We start from the raw sequence: 19,325 nt of genomic DNA on the forward strand, positions 1-19,325 counted from the left end.
TCCCCCGTCGATCAAGGGGCCTAGCATCCGACGATCTTGCCAGCTGGGCAAGTTTTAATCGGGAAGATCACCGTCTGTTCGCTCGGCCGCTCCGGCGGCGAGCAGCACGATCAACAACACGAACGCGCAGGCCAGCACCGGCCATGAGGCGCTCACCGCGTACTGGACGAGAACCGGTAGGAGGGCGACCGCGCTGATCAGGCCGACCACGACGGCGCGGCGCGTGCGGGCCGGGAGCAGGCCCACGCAGATCCACGGAAGGCGGCCGGCCGGGATCAGCACGCGGGCGGCCAGGCCGACCGTCACGAACACCATGACGGCGGCGGCACCGCGGGCCAGCAGTTCCGCAGGCGCCCACCAGTGGCCGATCACGGCCAGGACGGCGGTGAGCGGAATTCCGGCGGCCAGGCCGCGGCGCAGACCCGCGAGCAGGCCGCGGACGGGCCAGGTCAGGGCTGGCGCGCCGTACCGGTCGGGCCGGTCGGCGGCGAGCTGCCGGAGACCCCGCATGGCGTCACGGACGCGCATCCGTTCCGCGTCGAGCAGGGCCATCATCCAGCGGCCGTCGGCGTCGTCCGGGTCCTCGGCCAGGGCCCGGGCCGCTGCCGCGCGGGCGGCGTCGCGGTGGCCGGCGTAGCGTTCCGCTTCCGCCAGGGTCATCAGATCCGGTACGGACTGCGGCGCGATCCCGACCGCACGCCCGGCCGCCTCGCGGGCGCCGTCGAAGTCGCGGCGCAGCATGAGGCAACGGGCCACCGAGCGGTGCGGCTCAGGGGCGTCCGGCCGGAGCCGGGCCGACTCCCGGGCGGCGGCCAGCGCGTCGTCCAGCCGGGAGAGCAACAGCAGGCACTCGGCGTGCTCGATGTGCACGGCGGCCACCTCCGGAGCCACCGCCACCGCGGCCTCGGCCGACACCAGAGCGTCCTGGTAACGGCCTTGCAGCCGCAGCAGCCCGGCGAGCAGCCCGAGCAATTCCGGGTCGGCGGGCGTCTCGCCCAGTCCGGCATGAACGGCGGACTCGGCCTGCTCGAGACGCCCGACATCGGCAAGCGCACGCGCCCGCGCCGCGGCACTCACCGGCCGTCACCGGTCGCGATACGTGGGTTGGCCACCACCAGGGAACGGGCGAGGTGCAGGAGACGTGCGGCCAGGAGCAAGCGGACCGCGCGCGGGAACCGGACACGGGCCACGCGCGGGAACGGGGCAGGCAGCCGAGGACAGGCCGCCGGCGGGAACCGGCGTGCGAGCCGAGGACGGGCCGCTGGCGGGAACTGGAGAACGAACAGGAAACGGGCCGCACGTGGGAATCGGGCAGTGAACCGAAGACGGGCCGCTGGCGGGAACCGGAGAACGAACAGGAAACGGGCCGCACGTGGGAATCGGGCAGTGAACCGAAGACGGGCCGGGGATGACAATCGGGCATGAAGCCGCGGACGGGACGCGGGCGGGAACCGGAGGGCGAGCAGGAGGCGAGCCGCGCCCAGCACGCGTGCCGCGAACACCAGGCGCGCCGCGCGCAGGATCCGGGCCGTGAATCCGAAGCGGGTCGCGCGCAGGAAGCGGGCCGCGGCCGGGAAACCCGCCCGCAGCAGGTGGCAGCCGGCGAGCACGACGCGGACGACGGAGAGGACGGCCGCCGCGGCGAGGGAGCGAATCATCGGATCTTCCGCTTCTTGAGGTAGGCGGCCAGATCGTCGTATTCGCCGCTCTCGTTGGCGAACATGGCCACGTTGCGGGCGGTCGCGAACCATGCGTCCGTCGACGGCCGGACCTCGCGCGCAGCACCCAGCATGTCGGCCTGGCTGATCATGCGGACGTCGCCGGTGGCGATCGAGTCGCGCATCGCGTACTCCGCGGCTGTCTCGCAGAGGTGGGCCAGGTCGGCGCCGGAGTAATGCTCGGTCGCGGCGGCGACGGCGCCCAGGTCGATCCCGGCGACCGGGCGGTCCCGAAGGTGGTATTCCAGGATGGCCTCACGCGCGGGCCGGTCCGGTGGGAGCACCAGCACGGTACGGTCCAGGCGGCCGGGGCGGCGCAGGGCCGAGTCCACGTCCCACGGCGCGTTGGTGGCGGCCAGCACGAACACGCCGTCGTTGCCGCCGTCGACACCATCCAGTTCGGTGAGCAGCTGGTTCACCACCGTCCGCATGGACGACTGCAACTGGCTGCGCTTGTGTCCGAGGGCGTCGATCTCGTCGAGGAACAGCACGCAGGGCGCGTGCCCGCGAGCCGACTCGAACAGGTCGTGCAGGTTGCGCTCGGAGCTGCCGATCCACATGTTCAGCACGTCGGTGATCGACAGAGAAACGAACGCCGCGCCCATCTCCCCGGCGACCGCCCGCGCCAGGAACGTCTTGCCGCACCCCGGCGGGCCGTACAGCAGCAGACCACCTCGCAGGCTCTTGCCGAACAGGCTGCGCAGCTTGGGGTTGCGCAACGGCCCGAGGAACGACACCTCGAGCCGCTTCTTCACGTCGGCCATGCCGCCGACGTCGGCGAGCGTGACGGCGGACCGCTCCACGTCGAAGGCCCGGTCGGCGTGTCCGCGCACCGGATCGGGCTCCCCGTCGGCCCGTGCGAACCGCGGTGGCACCACGTCCCCGAACTGCTCCTCCATGGCCGCCCAGTCGATCCCGGAGGCACCGGCCGCGGGTCGTTCCGGCGCCGGCGCATCGGCCGCGGTCGGTGGTGTCTGCTCCTCACCCACCGGGGGCACGGGCGGCGACGCCCCGCCCAGTGCCCGGGCCATGACCTGCTGCGCTCCGGCATTGCCGGGTTCGCGAGCCAGGATCTGAGCGGCGTGCCCGATCGCCTCCGGCCCCCGGCCGGCGGCCACCAGCATCTCGGCCAGGTGCAGCCGCAGCGTCAGGTCGTCGGGCCGTGCTTCGACGGCGGCCGCCAGGCTGTTGATCAAGGCATCGCTCATGCGGGCGATTATGCCCCCGCCAGACCGCCCACCGACCACGGACAGACCCCGGCGGCTCTCCCACCGTCCGTTTCCGCGCTCCTTCATCACTGCCGTCCTCCTCCATCCGCCACTTCTGCCCGGCCCCACCAGCGCGCCCTGTCCCGCCGGCATCGAGACCCGTCCAGGTGTCCGTCGGACCGGCTCTCTCGACCAGACCGGCTCGGCTTACGGGAGTGCGCCGTCGGCCGACGGCCGGGGCCACGGGTCGAGTCGGTGCCGGAGGCCGGCCGGCGAGGGCGGGTCATCGGCCGGTCAGGGTGCGGAAGAAGGTGGTGACGTCGGCGGTGAACAGGTCGGGAACCTCCAGGGCGGCGAAGTGGCCGCCGCGCGGGAACTCGGTCCAGTGGCGGATGTCGTGGCGTTGCTCGGCCAGTGGGCGCACGGACTGGACGATGTCGCCGGGCAGGACGGCCACGCCCAGCGGGACCGGGCAGGGCGCCTGTGGACCACCCAGGCCGGTCTCCTTGACGATGCGGGCCGCCGAGCCCGCGGTGCGGAACAACCAGTGGTGGGCGACATCGGCCACGATGCGCTCGTCGGAAACGGGCGTCGCCGGGTCGGCCCACGTGTCGAACTTCTCCGCGAGGAAGGCGAGCAGCCCGGCCGGGGAGTCGTTCAACGCGTACGCCGGGGTCTGCGGCGTGGCGGCGAACAGGATCTGGTGTGGATGGCGGTTGGCGGCCAGCCGCATCGTCTTGGCGAGCCGCTCCTGGTCTTCGGGACCGAGACCCTCCGCCTGGCCCGGGGTGGGCAGGTAGTTGACGTGAACGCCGACGACCCGGTCGGGAGCGGCGGTGGCGAGCGCCTGCGAGACGCCGGAACCCCAGTCGCCGCCCTGGGCGCCGTAGCGGTCATAGCCCAGACGGGACATCAGCTCGGCCCAGGCCTCGGCGATCCGGCGCACGCCCCAGGGCCGGGTGGTGGGCCCGGAGAGCCCGAAGCCCGGGATGGCCGGGACGACGACGTGGAAGTGCTCGCTGAGCGGGCCGATCACGTCGAGGAACTCGACGGTGGAGCCGGGCCAGCCGTGGGTGAGAACCAGGGGCAGAGCGCCGGGATCGCTGGAGCGGACGTGGAAGAAGTGGACCCGGTCGCCGCCGATCTCGGTGACCTGCTGCGGGATGGCGTTGAGCTCGGCCTCGTGCGCCCGCCAGTCGAACCCGAGCCAGCGGTCGGCGAGGGCCCGCACCCGGTCGAGCCGGATGCCGTAGTCACCGGGAGCGTCATCGGGCCACCGGGTGTGGCCGAGGCGGGCGGTGAGGTCGTCGAGTTCGGATTGGGGAACGCGGACACTGGATTCGTTCATGCGCTTAACGTTAGACTCGTAAACGTTCGGAAGTCCAACGTTAGGTGGCCCAATGTTAAAGTCGGCACATGGAAGAGCTGCCAAGCTGGGTGCTGAGTCAGGTCTCGGCCCAGGGTCACCGGATCATCGTGGAGAGGTTCGGGGCGGTGGGGGCGCGGGGCTATCACTACCGGCTGCTGCGCTCGCTGGCCACCGACGGTCCGGCCAGTCAGGCGGCGCTCGGCCGGCGCACCGGGATCTACCTCAGCGATCTGGTCGGGGCGCTCAACGAGCTGGAGGAGGCGGGCTATGTGCGGCGCTCACCCGACCCGGCGGACCGGCGGCGCAACGTCGTCGGCCTCACCGATCGGGGCCGGGAGCGGGCGGAGGAGCTGACGGAGCGGGCACACGCGGTCCAGGAGGAGTTGCTGGCGCCGCTGTCGGCTCCGGAGCGCGAGCAGTTCGCCGGTCTGTTGCAGCGTCTGCTGGAGCATCATCGATCGGGTGGATGACGGGCCACTCCTACCCGGCACTCACGTACCGGGCAAAAAGAAAGACCGCCGGCGCGAAACGACGGCGGTCTTTCCCGGAGGGTTTTCTAGCCCGGTCGGCGATAGCCGGCGATGGGCCCCCGATCGATGGTCGCCATCCGCACGTGGTCTCCCGTGTGCGGAGCGTGCACCACCTGGCCGCCACCGATGTAGATGGCGACGTGGTGCACGTCGGAGTAGTAGAAGACGAGGTCACCCGGCTTCAACTCGCTCCGGCTCACCGCTGTGCCCGAGCCCCACTGGTCCTTCGTGTAGTGCTCGAGATGCACGCCGACCGCGGCCCACGCCTCCTTCGTCAGGCCCGAGCAGTCGTAACTGTTCGGTCCCTCGGAGCCGAAGACGTAGGGCTTGCCGATCAGGTCGCACGCCTTCTGGGCGGCACGGCCGCCCTTGTCGTTGGTGTACGTGACCGGGCACGGGCCGGTGCGCAGAGGGCCGTCGTCGATGTTCGCGTCGCCGTACGCCTGGATCCGGAGCTTCTGGAGCTTCGTGATCTCCTTCTCGATCGCCGTCTTCTTCGTCGCGAGGTCCGTGTCGCGGGCGGAGATCTCGGACTCGAGCTGGTCGACCTTGGCCTTGTCGGCGGCGTACTTGTCGCGGAGCTTCGCGACGTTGGAGATCGAGGCTTCCTGGTTGTGGGCGAGCTGGTCGAGCAGCGTGAGCTTCTCCACCAGACCGTCCGGGTCACCACTCAGCAGAGCGTTGAGGTTTCCCGGCGGGCCCTGCATGTAGGCATCGACCGCCAGACCTCGCACCTGCGCCATCGCGACATCCACCTGAAGCTGAAGCGGCGTCAGCGTCTTCGCCAGCTGCTTCTGCTGCTTCCTCAGCTTGGTCAGCTTCGTGTGGTTGGCGTTGTACTCCTCGATGACGGGCTCGAGTTTGTTCCACTCCTCGTCGATCTGACCCTCGACGGTGGACGGCGAGGGAGTGGCATGGGCCGCCACCGGACCCGTGACCACCAGGCCGGCCGCGGCGAGCGCGCAAACCAGGATGCGCAGCAGGCCGGCGCGACGCGCGCCATTGCGTTTCACGTTGTGTGCGTCGTCCTTTCTTCCCACTCAGCCGCCGACCGGGTTAGCTGACGGGTTCGGGCGGGAAGCATGCCCGGCCGCGCGTGGGTGCCACGGCTTCACCCCACTGACCTGGGTCCCCGGTTCGCGTGTCGCGATTGGGCGGTGGTTCGCCAGATCGGCCGGATGGACGATGGGGGGCTGCCGAACCGGGGACCACCGTACTCGGATCATGCCGGCAAATGAAGGTCGCACAGCTCGCCGAACTGTACGAACAGCTGGCGATACGGAGGGTTACTAGAATGGCCAGGTATTCAGGGCACGCCCCAGCCACGGCACGACGACGATCACTGTGGGTAGCACCAACAGACCTGCGGCCGCCGCCGTCGCGGCCACCGCGAGGGCCGTCGATCGGCGACCCGGACGATCCAGCCGCGCCAGGCGCCGCCGCCGCGATTCACCCTCGGGGTCGGCGGTCACCTCCTCCGCCAGGGGGACGGCGTCGGCGAGACGAGCCAGCGCGGCCCGCAGCGGCGCGTGCCCGGCGCGGCGCCTCGCGGCATCGTCGGCCACCATCTCCAACAGCAGGTGTACGGCGTCCAGCGGCGCCTTCGACCGCAGCGGCCGGGGCACGGCCTGATAGAAGGCCGTGAACGACTCCATCACCAGCTCGTGCTTGTGCCGCAGGTGGGCACGCTCGTGGGCGAGGACGGCGTCGATCTGCTCCCGGTCGAGCACGTCGAGCACGCCGCCGCTGAGCACCACCCGCGGGTTCCGGCCCGGCACGCAGTAGGCCAGTGGCAGGGGCGCCTCCAGCACCCGCACCTCTCCCCCACCCAAGCCCTCATGACGTTCCACCCGATCGAGGAGGTCGACGAGCATGCGATGCCGGTCACGCCGGGCACGGGCCCGGGAGGTCACCTTGACGAGCGAGACCACCAGCCGGGTCACGATGGTCGCGGCCACCGCCAGGGAGAACAGCAGCGCCGCGACGGTCTCCGGGTGCCGTGCGCCGGCCGCACGGACCAGCTCCTCCGGGGCGGCGAGCACGACCCCGAGCGCACAGAGCACGGCCGTCAGGGTCAGCGCCTGCCAGAGCAGCACCCCGGCGACCGGGGCGCGGTCCGGCCAGCGGGCGCTGGCCAGCAGCTTCGGCACGGCAAGCGACAGCGTCAGCCCGAGGGCGCCGAGCAGGAGAGCGGTCACCGCTCGATGTTACGGGCGGCCTTCTCGATGGCCGCCTTCAGCGCTTCCGGTGGCAGCTGGCCGACGAAGTAGGCGAGCGCGGCGTCACGGTCCGGCGTGGCACTCAGCGCGTCCAGCATCACACCGGCGGTCATCTCCTCCCGGGTCTGCGCCGGGGCGTACCGGTAGGCGCGATCCGCTCGCTGCTGAACGACCAGGCCCTTCTTGGCGAGCCGGTCGAGGACGGTCATCACCGTCGTGTACGCCAGATCGCGGTCACGGCTGAGCAGATCGTGCACCTGCCGGACGGTGAGCGGCTCGCGTGCGTCCCACAGTTTCGCCATGACCTCGCGCTCGAGGTCGTTCCTCGCCATGTGAGGCAGTCTACTGCACAGCGTCGTACTACGAGCCGTAGTATCTACTACGAATCGTCGTAGAGGGGTTGCCATGGACGTGCTCGACCTGACTCGATTGCAGTTCGCGGTCGTGACGATCTACCACTACCTGTTCGTGCCGGTGTCGATCTGCCTGTCCGCCACCGCGGCCGGCTTCCACCTGGCCTGGCTGCGCACCGCCCGCGAGAAGTACCTGCACCTGACCAAGTTCACCGGGAAGCTGCTGATCGTCACCTTCGCGGTCGGCGTGGTCACCGGCCTGGTGCAGGAGTTCCAGTTCGGGCTCGGCTGGAGCGCGTTCGCCCGGTTCTACGGCGACGTGTTCGGGCCGACGCTGGCCATCGAGGGGATGCTCGCGTTCTTCCTCGAGGCCACGTTCCTGGCGCTGTGGTATTTCGGGTGGGACCGGCTGCCCCGCCGTCTGCACGCCGCCACCATCGTGGTCGTCGCGGTCGGCACGCTGCTGTCGGCGTACATCATCCTGGCCGCCAACTCGTTCATGCAGAACCCGGTGGCGTACGAGCTGGACCCGTCGACCGGACGGGCCGTGCTCACCAGCTTCACCGAGCTGATGACCAACGAGGTGGTGCTCGCCGCGTTCCCGCACACGATGGGCGGCGCCGCGATGGCCGGCGGTGGGCTCCTGATGGCGATCGGCATCTGGCGCACCGCCGCCGACGCCGCCTTCCGCACGCTCGCCCGGGTCGGCGCCTGGACGATGCTGATCGGCGGCGCGGTCACCGCGATCAGCGGCGACCACCTGGGCAAGGTGATGACGGCCGTGCAGCCGATGAAGATGGCCGCCGCCGAGGCCCTCTACGAAACCGCCACCGCCGCACCGTTCTCGCTCTTCGCGATCGGCGAGCTCGGGCACGACCGGCCGTTCTTCAGCATCGAAGTTCCCGGCCTGCTGTCGTTCCTCGGTACCGGATCCTTCAGCGGAACGGTCCAGGGCATCGACGACCTCCAGGCGGCCTATGTCGCCCAGTACGGCCCGGGCAGCTACGTGCCGATGATCCCGGTCGCGTTCTGGACTTTCCGCCTCATGATCGGTGTCGGCGTCCTGGCCATGGCGCTCGCCGCCTACCACCTGTGGTCCACCTGGGAGACCAGCCGGCGGATCCCGTTGCTGCCCACGTTCTTGCAGCCCGGGCGGGGCACGCCAGGCTGGCTGCGCCGGTTCGTGCTGCTCGCTCCGGCGCTGCCGGCCGCCGCCAACACCTTCGGCTGGATCTTCACCGAGACCGCCCGCCAGCCATGGCTCGCCTTCGGCATCTCGAAGGTGGCCGACGGTGTCTCCCCCGGACTCACCCGCGCCGAGGTGATCGCCTCGCTGGCCGGTTTCACCCTGATCTACGGCCTGCTCGCCATCGCCTGGTACCGCCTGGTCGTCCACCTCTCCCGCCAGCCGCTCACCCCGGTCGCTTCCGAACAGGAAGAGCCCGAGCCGGTTCCCGCCTACTAGGAGTCGTCTCCCATGATCACGTTCTGGTTCGCGGTCCTCGTCGTCGCCTGGGTGCTCTACTTCGTCCTCGAGGGCTTCGACTTCGGCGTCGGCTTCCTCTCCCCGGCCCTCGGCCGCGACGAGCACGAGCGCGGCGCGATCATCCGTACCGTCGGCCCGTTCTGGGACGGCAACGAGGTCTGGCTGGTCGCCGCGGTCGGCGTCACCTTCGCCGCCTTCCCCGCGTGGTACGCCGCCCTGATGTCCGCCCTCTACCTGCCGATGGTCGCCATCCTGCTGCTCCTGGCGGTTCGCGGCGTCGCCCTGGAGTTCCGCGGCAAACACGACTCGCCATCGTGGCGCCGTCGCTGCGATCTGCTGCTGGCCGCGAGTTCCTGCGGGATCGTGCTGCTCTGGGGGGCGGTCCTCGGCGTACTGGTCGACGGCCTCGCCCTCGGCAGCGACGGCGAGGTGACCGGCACCGGGCTCAGCCGCAGCCTCGGTCCCCTGCTCAGCCCCGCCGCCGGTCTCGGCGCGCTCGCCGCGTTGCTCGCCGCCGTCCTGCTGGGCGCGACGTTCCTCGCGCTGCGCACCACCGGCCCGGTGCGCCGCCGGGCACGCGACGTGGCACGCCACACCAGCACGGCCGGCGCGGTCACCCTTCTGCTCATCGGCATCGGTACGGGCAATCGCCTCGCCCTGGCGGCGGCGGCCATCGTGTTCGTTGCCGGGTTGCAGGCGCGGCGCTCCCGGGAGGGCACCGCCTTCACGGCCGTCGCCGTGGCCGTCGCCGGCGCGGTCGTCACGGTCTTCACCGCGCACGGCTCGGTGGTGCTGCGCAGCACCCTCGACCCGGCCTGGTCCCTGACCCGGGCCTCGGCCGCCGCCGGCCCCGCCGCCCTCCGCCTGATCACCATCGCCGGGGTGCTGATCCTGCCCGGTGTGCTGGTCTATCAGGCCTGGTCGTACTGGGTCTTCCGCCGCCGGGTAGCCAGCGAGCGAGTCACCTCGTGAACCCCACCGGCCCTAGCCCCCGACCCACCGTGAACAGACCATCCTCCCCCGAACACCTCTCAGCGAAGCGACCCGAACCGACACCCCCCACCACCTCCGGCAGGGAAGCGCCCAGGATCGTGGAGCGCGAAGACCACGAGTCAACGACAGCGCATCCTGGACGATCCTTCACCGCAACGGGTAGCGAAAGGCCCAAGCGCGAGGAGCGCGAGTCAGCTACGGCGAATCCTGGACGGTCGACCACCGTACGCGGTCGGGAAAGGGCCGAGGCCGCTAGGCGGACCGGGCGACCGGAGGCGCGGCCGGCGGGCCCGCGGGTCTCCCGTGGGCCGGTCGACCCGCGGCTGCTCCGCCATGCACGGACCAGCCGAGCCGGGATCGCCCTGCTCACGCTCATCGGTATCGGCCAGGCCGCGGCCACGATCGCCATCGCTGCGGCCCTGTGCGGGATCGTGACCGGTCTCGCGGCCGGCCGCTCCGTGGCGGTCTTCCCCGGCGCGCTGACCGGGACGACAGCGATCCTGCTGCTGGCCGCCGCGTTCACGGCGCGCGGCGCACTGGCCTGGGCGGAACAGGTGGTCGCCCAGCGCACCGCCGCCGCGGTCACCGACGAGGTACGCCGCTCCCTCCTGGACCGGGTGATCCGTCGCGGCCCCGCCTGGGTCGCCGCCTACGGTTCCGGCCGCCTCACGACCGTCCTGGGCACCGGCCTCGACGCCCTGCGCCCATGGTTCTCGGGTTACCTGCCGGCGCTCGTGCTCGGCGCCCTCCTGCCCCCGACCGTCGTCGTGATCATGGCCGCCGTGGACCCCACCTCCGCGGTGATCGCCCTGCTCACCCTGCCGTTGCTGCCGATCCTGGGCGCTCTGATCGGCTGGGCCACCAAGGCCCGCGCCGAACGGCGCTGGGCCGCGGACGCACGCTTGGCGGGTCACTTCCTCGACGTCGTGCGCGGTCTGCCGACCCTCAAGATGTACGGGCGCGCCGAACACCAGATCGACGTCATCGCCGATCTGACCGACCGCCATCGAGCGGCGACCATGCGGGTGCTGCGGGTCGCGTTCCTCTCCTCGACCGCCCTGGACCTGGTCGGCACCCTCGCGGTCGGCCTGATCGCCGTCCAGGCGGGCCTCCGGGTGGCGGGCGGCGCCATGGACCTCGGCCCGGCCCTGCTGGTGATCCTGCTGGCGCCCGAGGCCTACCGTCCGCTGCGTGAGATGGCCGCCCGCTACCACGCGTCCACCGACGCGGGCGCCGTCATCGCCGACGTCGACGAGATCCTCACCGCCCCGTCGCCGTCAGAGACTGATCTCGCCGACGAGGTCCGGCGTACCCCCATGGCATCGCACCGGGTTCCGGCGCCGGAGGGATTCCGGCCGGGCGACACCGGCCGGTGGGGGGTCCGCGCCGCCGGGCTCCGGGCCCGTTATCCCGGTTCGTTCACTGACGCGCTGCTGCTGCCGGAGCTGTTCGTGCACGCGGGGGAACTGGTCGCGTTGCGTGGCCCGTCCGGCGCGGGCAAGACCACCGCCCTGCGCGTGCTGGCCGGGCTGCACCCCGCCGAGTCCGGTGCGCTCGCCGTAGGCAGCACGTTCTACCTGCCGCAGCGTTCGGCGTTGCCGCACGCCCGTACGGTCGCCGATGCCTTCCCGGCCGAGGCCGCCCTCGCAGACATCCTCACCGCGCTGCAATCGGCCGGCCTGACCGGCGAGATCACCCCGGAGACGCCACTCGGCGAACACGTCTCCGGAATCTCCGCGGGCCAGCGCCAGCGCCTGGCGTTCGCCGTGCTGTGGCACCGGGCCACCCAGGCGATGTCCTCCTCGTCGCCTCTGGTCACGATCGCACAGGGCCGGCTGACGCCCCGGTTCCCCTCGCCGGTGGTCACGTTGCTGCTGGACGAGCCGACCGCCCACCTGGATGTGACGACGGAACGCCTGATCATCAACCGTTTGCGAGACCTGGCCGCCCGGGGCTGTGCCGTCCTGGTGGTGGCCCACCGCCCGGCCCTGCTGGCCGCCGCCGACCGCATAGTCGACGTCACCCCACCCGCCGGCCCGGCCGTGCCGGCCAGCACCGTGACGGCCGTCGTCCCCAACGATGCCGAACAGCCCTCCTGGTCGGCCGGGCCATCGACGGCCACCGTCATCCGGCCCACGGCGTCACGTTCCGCCCTCGCCCACCAGCCGGTTCAGCCGTCGACAGCCACACCCGCCGAGCCGCTGCCCACCCCGGCTGTCAATGCGGCACAACCACCGCATGGCCTCACCCGGCCCGCGGCGAACCGGCACGAACAACCGCCACCGGCCCGCCCGCCAGCACGCTTGCTAGACCGTTTCCGCGGTCAGGGTCGTGGCTGTGGCCCCTCCCACGCCGATCAGGCGCCGATCTCGGGCGATCCACTACCGCTGTCGGCGGCAGAACATCCAAGATCGCACGGTCTGGCACGCGGGACGGGCGACGCTGGGCCTGACCGCGATAGATCCCTGGCTAGACAGGACACCTCACAGAAAACCGCCGATGCCGTCCGAGCACCGAGCGCTCCGGACAGCCCCTCCACGGACCCGCAAGGGTGGGAAGGCACGACCGGCACCGCCCCCACAGACCCGCGAGGGTGGGAAGAGGCGACCCGCACCGCCCGCACACAGCCGCAAGGGTGGAAAGACGCGACCCGCACCGCCCGCACACAGCCGCAAGGGTGGAAAGACGCGACCCGCACCGCCCGCACACAGCCGCAAGGGCGGGAAGACACCACCCGCACCGCCCGCACACAGCCGCCAGAGCGAGAAGACACCACCCACAACACCCCCACACAGCCCCGAGGGTGGGGAGACACCACCCACAACACCCCCACACAGCCGCGGAGGCGGGGCCGGCGAGGGTGGGGCCGGCTGCGGAGTCTCGGTACGGCGGCCGTGCTCGGTGCCGGATCTTCGCTGGCCGGGATCCTGCTCACCGGGGCTGCGGCGTGGCTGCTCGTGCGGGCCTCCGCGCTGCCGCCGGTGCTGAGTCTCTCGGCGGCGGTCGTGCTGGTGCGGGGCAGCGCGGTGGCCCGACCCCTGCTGCGCTACCTGGAACGGCTGCTCGCGCACGACGTGGCGTTCGCCTCCTTGGGCGCCCGCCGTGCACAGGTGTACGCCAACCTGATTCCGCACGTACCGGGGCCGCGGCTGCACCGGCGGGGTGACCTGCTCACCCGGCTCGTCGACGATGTCGACGCCCGGGTCGACGGGCTTCTCCGCGGCCGCCTGCCGATGATCACCACGGCCGTGACGGTGACGGTCTGCGTGCTGGCGGTGGCGTGGACGGATCCGGCGCTCGCGGTACCGCTCGCGGTGGGCCTGGTGATCGCGGGAGTACTCGCCCCGGCGATCGCCGCCCGGCAGGTGGACCGCCAGGAGACGGCGACCGGCGCGGCCCGTTCGGCGCTTCGCGACGCGGTGGTGGAGACCGTCGACGGAATCGAGGAGCTGAGCGGCGGAGGCGGCCGCCCGGGCGTACCACAGCAGCGAAGCCGAACCCTCGCCGCGCTGGAGGCCCGGGCCGCCCGTGAAGCCGGACTGGCAGCGGCCACCGCTCACCTGGGCTGGGGCGCCGCAGCCGCCGGAGTCGCTGTCCTGCTCGCGCGCGGGGGCCTGTCCACGGAGTGGAGCACCGTGGTGCTGCTGAGCGTGATCGTGCTCGGCGAAGCGGTGGTCGGTCTTCCTGAGGCAGCGATCGCCGGGCGCCGTGCCGCCGCAGCCGAACACCGGGTCTCCGCGCTGACGGCCGGTCACACGCCGATCAACATGAACGTCAACATGACAGTCAAGCCAGTCAACGCAACCAGTCCAGACGTCGACAAAGGTCGTCAACCCGTCAACATGAGCGGCCAGTTGATCAATATGACCGGCCACCTCATGAGCACATCGAATGAAGACGTCGATATGGACGACGGCGCTGTCAACGCCAACCTCAACATGGACAACGGCGAAGTCAAGACCGATTTCAACATGGGCGACGGCGCCATCAAGACCGCCCTCACCATGGACGACGGCGCCATCAAGACCGCCCTCACCATGGACGACGGCACAGTCGCAGCCGACTTCAACGAACGGGACGGCGCCGGCCATACAGACGTCGATCTTTTCGGCGTGGATGGGCGCATCTCCGTTGCTCGCCCAAGGTCAGCCGCGGAAGCGTCGGGATCATCGGCGATGCGGGCGATCGACGCCGTGGTGGCCGGTGGACGGGGCGAGGTTCGGGTCGAAGGGCTCGTCGCCGGGTGGGATCCGAGGCGCGAGCCGATACTCGATGGCCTGGATCTGCACCTACCCGCGGGATCACGGACGGTGATCACGGGGCGATCAGGGTCCGGCAAATCGACGCTCGCTGCGGTACTCGCAGGCCTCCTACCGCCCCGCGACGGCGCGGTCATCGTGAAGGAGCCCTATAACGGCCCGCACACCGCAACCGGGAACGGCACGCGCAGCACGACCGGGAACGGCATCATCACGGGTGGGCCTGCGGGCGACCGCACCACCACCGCCACCGGGGGTGGGCGGATTGTGCTGGTGGGGGACGAGACGGGGCATGTCTTTGCGTCGACGCTGCGGGAGAATCTGCGACTCGGGGACCGGGACGCGGGTGATGAGCACCTTGACGCCGTACTACGGCGGGTGGGGCTCGGTGAGTGGCTGGCAGGGCTGCCGGCCGGCCTGGACACCTGGCTGGGCACCAGCGGCAGCACCGTCTCCGGTGGGCAACGCCGCCGTCTCGCGACCGCGCGGGCGCTCCTCGCGGATCCGGCGCTGCTGATTCTCGACGAACCCACCGAGGGGATCGACGAGGACGGCGCGCACCGGCTGATGGCGGACCTGCTGGGGGCGGCCGACGGGCGTACCGTGCTGGTCTTCGCGCATCGCGTGGAAGGTTTTGGGCTCGCGGACCGGAGGCTCAGCCTCAGCCGGGGCAAACTGACCGATATGACCCCTTAAGCTGAATATCATGGCACGCACGCCTGCTCGGGGCACCCGGGACACCATCCTGACGGCGGCCGCTGGGCTCTTCTACGAGTACGGCGTCCGCGCTGTCAGCATGGCCCAGGTGGTCGAGGCGGCCGGCTGCGGCAAGAACCTGCTCTACAAGCACTTTCCGAGCAAGGCCGAGCTGGCGGCGGCGTACCTCTCGCTGATCCGGCATGAGCGGGAACGCTCGGTGACCGAGGCTCTGCACTGGTCCACCGATCCGGTTGACCGGTTGCTCGCGCTGACCGGGGAGGTCGCCGAGATGGTTCAGCGGCCGGGCTATCGGGGGTGCGCGTTTCGCAACTATCTGGCCGAGTTCCCGGGCGAGGACGACGAGCCGTCCCGTGTCGCCCAGGCCTATCTGGCCGACAGCCGCGCCCAGTGGGATCGCCTCGTCACCGGCATCGGCGGAAGCCCGCTGCTCGCCGACCGGATCTGGCTCATCGTGAACGGCCTGTACACGGGACCGCCCGGGCAAGCGCGAGTCGCCGTCGAGTGGATCACCGAACTGGTACGCGCGAAAGCCGGCAGAGGTGTCGGCGCCGCCCGGTGACGGCGAATATCCGGGGGAGCCGGCCGCGGGTGACCGCTATGGTCGGCCGGTGGGACGTCTCTACCATGTCACCTCGGTCCGCAACCGGGATTCGATCCGGAGGTTCGGCCTGGACCCGTCACGGATGGGCGCCGCCCGCGGCATCGCCGGCAGCCGGGGACCCGAGGTCGACGGGATCTTCCTGGCCGACGAGCACACCGCCGGCTTCTTCATCCGGATCAACAACACCGGCGGTCCGGTGGACGTGTGGGCGGCCGACGGCGTCGACCCGGCTTCGCTGGTCATCTCGCCGGAGGGGTTCGAGTACCTTCCCGGCACGATCTCCCCGGACCGGATCACCCTCCACCGCCAGGACGTTCCGCTCCCGTGACGACATTCCCCGATGAGGCTGTCGTGCCGTTCGCCTGCGACCGTTGTCCGCCGGGCGCCACCGCCACGGTCAGCGAGACGATCGTCAACGGCCGCCTGCACTGGTCACAGCTGCACGCCTGCACGGATGGCCCGATCCTGGAATGCGGCCGGGACGAGCCTCCGCCCGCGATGCGCCAGGCGTTGCTGGACCAATGCGGCGTCTTCCGGTTGCGCCTGTCCGGGATCACCTCGCGGGTCACGGTGATGAAGGTGCTCCGTGAGCGGGGCGCGGCGCTCTCCGACATCGCCGCCATGGTGACGACATTGACTGGTCAAGGTCTGGCCGGCACCGAGGCCGAGTTGCGCCTGCTGTCCATGCGTCTCGACGGGACCGGCGTCACCACGCTCAGCGTGGAATGCCCGTGAGGGCAAGGGCCCGTACGGACGGTGGCCCGCCCGGAATCGCCGCAGGTGATCGAGACACGACCGCCGCACCTTCTCGAAGAGGTGGGGTTCCCCTTCCAGGGTTCCCTGGTGACGCGGCTGATCCTGCTCGACCGTGCGCCCGGTCGGCGTCGCGCCGTCCGGCCCGGGGACGAGCCGCGCCTCGTAGACCTGCCGCCCCTTCCCCGGCCGCCACCATCGCGGCACGCCGGAGTCGTCGAGGTGCACCATCCAGCGGATCTCCGTGTCGTACCGGCCGGGTCCGTCGCGGAGCAGGCCGACCGCGTCATCGTCGAGAACGATTCCCGGTTGCACCGGAACCGGGCCGCAGATTCAGGGCGGGCGTGCCCGTGCGCGCGAACAGTGGCCGCAGATCCGGTGAGACCAGCGGATTCCCGCGAGAATCCCGGCGGTCGGCGTCGGCGGGAACCCACGGGCCGGACGTCCACTCCGGGTCGTAGGCGTGCACGGCCCGCACGAACGCGTCCGGCGGCCGGTAGCCGTGGGCCGTCACGTAATGCCAGATCAGCGTGGGCGCCGCGAACATCGTGCCGGGCCCTGACGGCACCCTGATCTCGGAGGATCCGAGATACAGCGTGCGCGATCGGTGCTTCACGTCCAGGGTCCGCGGCCGCCCGGGTGAGGTCGGCGCGGGGCACAACGTGCACACGTGGAAGCCGCGCATCTGGTTGATCCGCCGCCCGGCGATGATGTCGAGCAGCGCGTCCGCGAACCCGTCGGGAACGATTCCCGTTTCCCACTCGTGCGGCGCATCCAGCCAGCCCACGTTGAGCCGCTCATAGCTCGGTTGATAGCTGGTCGCGCCGCCCGGAAAGCCGATGATCTCCTCCGGGTGATACGTGTAGACACTCAGATCCGCAAAATGCGCCACGTCGATGTCCTATCAGAAAACCAAACCCGTTTCCGGTACGAAGATGGCCGCCATCGCCGATCGGCAACCGCTCCAAGCGGCCGCCCGTCACGTGGGGCCGCAGGGTTCGGCCACAGAAACGGGATGCGTTGTCATCGGCCAGCCGGTGGTTCCGGCTGGCTGTCGGGGCTGTTTCGGAGCGCTGGAGACAGTGCTGGGAGCTCGCTGGCAGGTCGGGCACGTTGGACAGGTGTGGTAACGGGGGGGGCGCGTTGTGCGTACGTTTGAGGAATTGGTGGTGGAAGGTTCTCTCGCGGATGTCACCGGGTGGGGTTTCGGCTGGCTGGACGGGCGGGCCACCGAGGAGCGGCCGCCGTGGGGATATGCGCGGCGGCTCGCGGCCCGGCTGGCCTCGGTGTCGTCGGCGCTGGATGTGGACACCGGTGGCGGGGAGATCATCGGTGGGATGCCGGTGCTGCCGGCACGGATGGCGGTGACCGAGGGCTGGCCGCCGAACGCCGCGTGTGCGCGGCGGCTGCTGGAGCCACGTGGTGTGGCGGTCGCCGAGGTCGCGCCGGGTGCTCCCCTGCCCTTCGCGGACAGGACGTTCGAGCTGGTCAGCAGCCGTCATCCGGTACGGCCGGACTGGCCGGAGATCGCCCGGGTGCTGGTGCCCGGCGGTGGCTACCTGGCGCAGCATGTGGGTCCGGCGTCGGCGTTCGGGTTGATCGAGTGGTTTCTCGGGCCGCTTCCGGCAACGAATCTCGCTCGCGACCCGGAAGCCGAGGCGGCCGCGGCACGACGGGCCGGACTGGAGATCGTGGATCTGCGGACGGCGCGGTGCCGGATGGAGTTCTGTGATGTCGGGGCCGTCGTCTGGATCCTGCGTAAATGCGTGTGGTGGGTGCCGGACTTCACCGTCGAGAGGTATCGCGAGCAGCTACGAACGCTGGACGCGCACATTCGGGAACACGGGTCGTTCGCCGCGTACTCGACGCGGACGCTGATCGACGCCCGGCGGGCCTGAACGGTCCCGCACGCCTCACGGCATTCCGACTCGGCGAGCGCGGGTTGCGAGGGACGGTCAATATGACATCATTGTTGTCATGTCTGAGCGTGGAGCGATGCTGTACGACCTCCTCCGGCCCGTCCGGCCACTCGCGCTGAACTCGGCTCGGGTGGTCGAGACGTCCTTGCGGTCCGACGATCTGACCGTCGGCATGCGGGCCGTGCTGGAGGTTCTCGCCGAACAAGGCCCACTCACCGTGCCGGTGATCGGCGACCGCCTGGATCTGGCCCGGCAGGGCATCCAGCGACACGTCAACGACCTGATCGACCGGGGGCTGGCCGAGCAGCGGCCGAACCCGGCGCACCGGCGCTCGGTACTGATCGCCACCACCCCGGCCGGGGCCGCGTTGTTCGAGCGGATCCGTGCGGGGGAACTAGCCCGGCTCGGCACGATGGCCGCTGAATGCGGATCGGCGGAGATCGCGACGGCGTTGCGGGTGCTGGCCGCCCTGCACCGGGACATCCGCGCGGAGGCCGGTCGCTCATGAACCCCGAGATCTACCGGCTGACGAGCCGGAACCGGCTGATGATCGCCGACTTCCTGGAGAGCCTGGACGACGCCGCCTGGGCCGCGCAGACCCTGTGCGAGGGCTGGACGGTACGGCATCTGGCCGCCCACCTCGTCCAGCCGATGATGATCGGTTTCGGTCGGTTCTTCCTGGCATCGATCCGGCATCGCGGGGACACCGACCGGACCGTCGACCACTTCACCCGCCGCCTGGCCCGGCACTCCCCCGCCGAACTGATCGCCCTGCTCCGGCAGCACGCCCCGGACGAGGTGAACCCGCCGCGGGTCGGTCCGGCGGGGCCGTTCGCCGAGACGTGTGTGCACCTGCGCGACATCGCCCGGCCCCTCGGCCTGCCCGACGACGTCCCGGCCGGGCACTGGCGGATCCTGCTCGGGTACCTGACGTCGGCCGACCCCCGCCCGGCCCCGGCCCTCGCCCCACCCGGCCGCCTGGACGGCCTCCGCCTCGCGGCCACCGACACCGACTGGAGCGCCGGCGAGGGGGCGCTGATCACCGGCCCGATCGAGGCGCTCGGCATGGCCGCCACCGGGCGCACCGCCGCGCTACCCGACCTGACCGGCCCGGGAGTCGCCCTCCTCCGCGCCCGGCTGAAGGCGCGAGATTGAGAGCACCCGGCTGAGGGCCCGGCTGAAAGCGCCCAACTGAAA

The 19,325-nt window shown here is 71.2% G+C and carries 18 protein-coding genes and 1 riboswitch; of the genes, 10 read left to right on the forward strand and 8 right to left on the reverse strand.

Annotated features, from left to right (window positions below; genetic code table 11):
• Positions 1-54 precede the first annotated feature (54 nt).
• The 4 genes from J5X75_RS28160 to J5X75_RS28175 all read right to left on the reverse strand — a co-directional run bounded on the left by J5X75_RS28160 (position 55) and on the right by J5X75_RS28175 (position 4,274).
• Positions 55-1,077 (reverse strand): tetratricopeptide repeat protein, encoded by a 1,023-nt coding sequence (locus J5X75_RS28160; protein WP_208470526.1) that lies wholly within the window; start codon positions 1,075-1,077, stop codon positions 55-57.
• Positions 1,074-1,658 (reverse strand): hypothetical protein, encoded by a 585-nt coding sequence (locus tag J5X75_RS28165; protein ID WP_208470527.1) that lies wholly within the window; start codon positions 1,656-1,658, stop codon positions 1,074-1,076. The genes J5X75_RS28160 and J5X75_RS28165 overlap by 4 nt, the downstream gene beginning before the upstream one ends.
• On the reverse strand, positions 1,655-2,926 hold the full coding sequence (locus tag J5X75_RS28170; protein WP_208470528.1) for an AAA family ATPase: 1,272 nt from the start codon (positions 2,924-2,926) through the stop codon (positions 1,655-1,657). Before J5X75_RS28170 ends, J5X75_RS28165 begins: the two co-directional genes overlap by 4 nt.
• A 283-nt stretch (positions 2,927-3,209) precedes the next feature.
• On the reverse strand, positions 3,210-4,274 hold the full coding sequence (locus tag J5X75_RS28175) for an epoxide hydrolase family protein (RefSeq protein WP_208470529.1): 1,065 nt from the start codon (positions 4,272-4,274) through the stop codon (positions 3,210-3,212).
• A 68-nt stretch (positions 4,275-4,342) separates the two neighbouring features.
• Here J5X75_RS28175 and J5X75_RS28180 point away from each other — a divergent pair, with 68 nt between their 5' ends.
• Complete coding sequence (locus tag J5X75_RS28180; RefSeq protein WP_208470530.1) at positions 4,343-4,765, forward strand: MarR family winged helix-turn-helix transcriptional regulator; 423 nt, start codon at positions 4,343-4,345, stop codon at positions 4,763-4,765.
• A gap of 86 nt (positions 4,766-4,851) precedes the next feature.
• Here J5X75_RS28180 and J5X75_RS28185 read toward each other — a convergent pair whose 3' ends face one another.
• The 3 genes from J5X75_RS28185 to J5X75_RS28195 all read right to left on the reverse strand — a co-directional run bounded on the left by J5X75_RS28185 (position 4,852) and on the right by J5X75_RS28195 (position 7,376).
• Complete coding sequence (locus tag J5X75_RS28185; protein WP_307798308.1) at positions 4,852-5,838, reverse strand: C40 family peptidase; 987 nt, start codon at positions 5,836-5,838, stop codon at positions 4,852-4,854.
• 17 nt (positions 5,839-5,855) lie between these two features.
• Positions 5,856-5,992, reverse strand: a riboswitch (cyclic di-AMP (ydaO/yuaA leader).
• A gap of 122 nt (positions 5,993-6,114) precedes the next feature.
• Positions 6,115-7,023, reverse strand: a complete 909-nt coding sequence (locus J5X75_RS28190; protein ID WP_208470531.1) for a M56 family metallopeptidase — start codon at positions 7,021-7,023, stop codon at positions 6,115-6,117.
• The gene (locus tag J5X75_RS28195; RefSeq protein ID WP_208470532.1) at positions 7,020-7,376 is read right to left on the reverse strand and encodes a BlaI/MecI/CopY family transcriptional regulator; all 357 of its coding nucleotides are present in this window, start codon (positions 7,374-7,376) and stop codon (positions 7,020-7,022) included. Before J5X75_RS28195 ends, J5X75_RS28190 begins: the two co-directional genes overlap by 4 nt.
• A gap of 73 nt (positions 7,377-7,449) precedes the next feature.
• On the opposite strand from J5X75_RS28195, the gene J5X75_RS28200 reads away from it, so the two are divergent.
• The 6 genes from J5X75_RS28200 (at position 7,450) to J5X75_RS28230 (ending at position 16,191) form a co-directional block, all read left to right on the forward strand.
• A complete protein-coding gene (locus J5X75_RS28200) occupies positions 7,450-8,862 on the forward strand; it encodes a cytochrome ubiquinol oxidase subunit I (protein ID WP_208470533.1) in 1,413 nt (470 codons plus the stop codon).
• Positions 8,863-8,874: 12 nt separating this feature from the next.
• On the forward strand, positions 8,875-9,855 hold the full coding sequence (cydB, locus tag J5X75_RS28205; protein WP_208470534.1) for a cytochrome d ubiquinol oxidase subunit II: 981 nt from the start codon (positions 8,875-8,877) through the stop codon (positions 9,853-9,855).
• A gap of 452 nt (positions 9,856-10,307) precedes the next feature.
• Positions 10,308-14,831: a thiol reductant ABC exporter subunit CydD/CydC gene (locus tag J5X75_RS44705; RefSeq protein ID WP_307798309.1), complete on the forward strand. Its 4,524-nt coding sequence runs from the start codon at positions 10,308-10,310 to the stop codon at positions 14,829-14,831.
• Between the two features lie 10 nt (positions 14,832-14,841).
• Positions 14,842-15,414 (forward strand): TetR/AcrR family transcriptional regulator, encoded by a 573-nt coding sequence (locus tag J5X75_RS28220; RefSeq protein ID WP_208470535.1) that lies wholly within the window; start codon positions 14,842-14,844, stop codon positions 15,412-15,414.
• Between the two features lie 49 nt (positions 15,415-15,463).
• Entirely contained in the window at positions 15,464-15,784 is a 321-nt protein-coding gene (locus J5X75_RS28225; protein WP_208470536.1) for a hypothetical protein, read from the forward strand.
• Positions 15,781-16,191: a hypothetical protein gene (locus tag J5X75_RS28230; protein WP_208470537.1), complete on the forward strand. Its 411-nt coding sequence runs from the start codon at positions 15,781-15,783 to the stop codon at positions 16,189-16,191. The genes J5X75_RS28225 and J5X75_RS28230 overlap by 4 nt, the downstream gene beginning before the upstream one ends.
• A gap of 304 nt (positions 16,192-16,495) precedes the next feature.
• Here the strand turns inward: J5X75_RS28230 and J5X75_RS28235 are convergent, their stop codons facing one another.
• Positions 16,496-17,101, reverse strand: coding sequence for a DUF7919 family protein (locus J5X75_RS28235; protein ID WP_208470538.1), 606 nt, complete (start codon positions 17,099-17,101; stop codon positions 16,496-16,498).
• 253 nt (positions 17,102-17,354) lie between these two features.
• On the opposite strand from J5X75_RS28235, the gene J5X75_RS28240 reads away from it, so the two are divergent.
• The 3 genes from J5X75_RS28240 to J5X75_RS28250 all read left to right on the forward strand — a co-directional run bounded on the left by J5X75_RS28240 (position 17,355) and on the right by J5X75_RS28250 (position 19,283).
• Positions 17,355-18,107: a class I SAM-dependent methyltransferase gene (locus tag J5X75_RS28240; protein WP_208470539.1), complete on the forward strand. Its 753-nt coding sequence runs from the start codon at positions 17,355-17,357 to the stop codon at positions 18,105-18,107.
• A gap of 79 nt (positions 18,108-18,186) precedes the next feature.
• On the forward strand, positions 18,187-18,636 hold the full coding sequence (locus J5X75_RS28245) for a MarR family winged helix-turn-helix transcriptional regulator (protein WP_208470540.1): 450 nt from the start codon (positions 18,187-18,189) through the stop codon (positions 18,634-18,636).
• A complete protein-coding gene (locus J5X75_RS28250) occupies positions 18,633-19,283 on the forward strand; it encodes a maleylpyruvate isomerase family mycothiol-dependent enzyme (protein ID WP_208470541.1) in 651 nt (216 codons plus the stop codon). The genes J5X75_RS28245 and J5X75_RS28250 overlap by 4 nt, the downstream gene beginning before the upstream one ends.
• Positions 19,284-19,325 lie beyond the last annotated feature (42 nt).

The organism is Actinoplanes flavus, from assembly GCF_017592555.1.
Taxonomy (GTDB): domain Bacteria; phylum Actinomycetota; class Actinomycetes; order Mycobacteriales; family Micromonosporaceae; genus Actinoplanes; species Actinoplanes flavus.

Excerpts from the sequence above, each read along its gene's own strand:
- J5X75_RS28175 (WP_208470529.1), bottom strand. The coding sequence starts at position 4,274 with ATGAACGAATCCAGTGTCCGCGTTCCCCAATCCGAACTCGACGACCTC.
- J5X75_RS28165 (WP_208470527.1), bottom strand. The coding sequence starts at position 1,658 with ATGATTCGCTCCCTCGCCGCGGCGGCCGTCCTCTCCGTCGTCCGCGTC.
- J5X75_RS28195 (WP_208470532.1), bottom strand. The coding sequence starts at position 7,376 with ATGGCGAGGAACGACCTCGAGCGCGAGGTCATGGCGAAACTGTGGGAC.
- cydB (WP_208470534.1), top strand. The coding sequence starts at position 8,875 with ATGATCACGTTCTGGTTCGCGGTCCTCGTCGTCGCCTGGGTGCTCTAC.
- J5X75_RS28250 (WP_208470541.1), top strand. The coding sequence starts at position 18,633 with ATGAACCCCGAGATCTACCGGCTGACGAGCCGGAACCGGCTGATGATC.
- J5X75_RS28200 (WP_208470533.1), top strand. The coding sequence starts at position 7,450 with ATGGACGTGCTCGACCTGACTCGATTGCAGTTCGCGGTCGTGACGATC.
- J5X75_RS28170 (WP_208470528.1), bottom strand. The coding sequence starts at position 2,926 with ATGAGCGATGCCTTGATCAACAGCCTGGCGGCCGCCGTCGAAGCACGG.
- J5X75_RS28220 (WP_208470535.1), top strand. The coding sequence starts at position 14,842 with ATGGCACGCACGCCTGCTCGGGGCACCCGGGACACCATCCTGACGGCG.
- J5X75_RS28180 (WP_208470530.1), top strand. The coding sequence starts at position 4,343 with ATGGAAGAGCTGCCAAGCTGGGTGCTGAGTCAGGTCTCGGCCCAGGGT.
- J5X75_RS28245 (WP_208470540.1), top strand. The coding sequence starts at position 18,187 with ATGTCTGAGCGTGGAGCGATGCTGTACGACCTCCTCCGGCCCGTCCGG.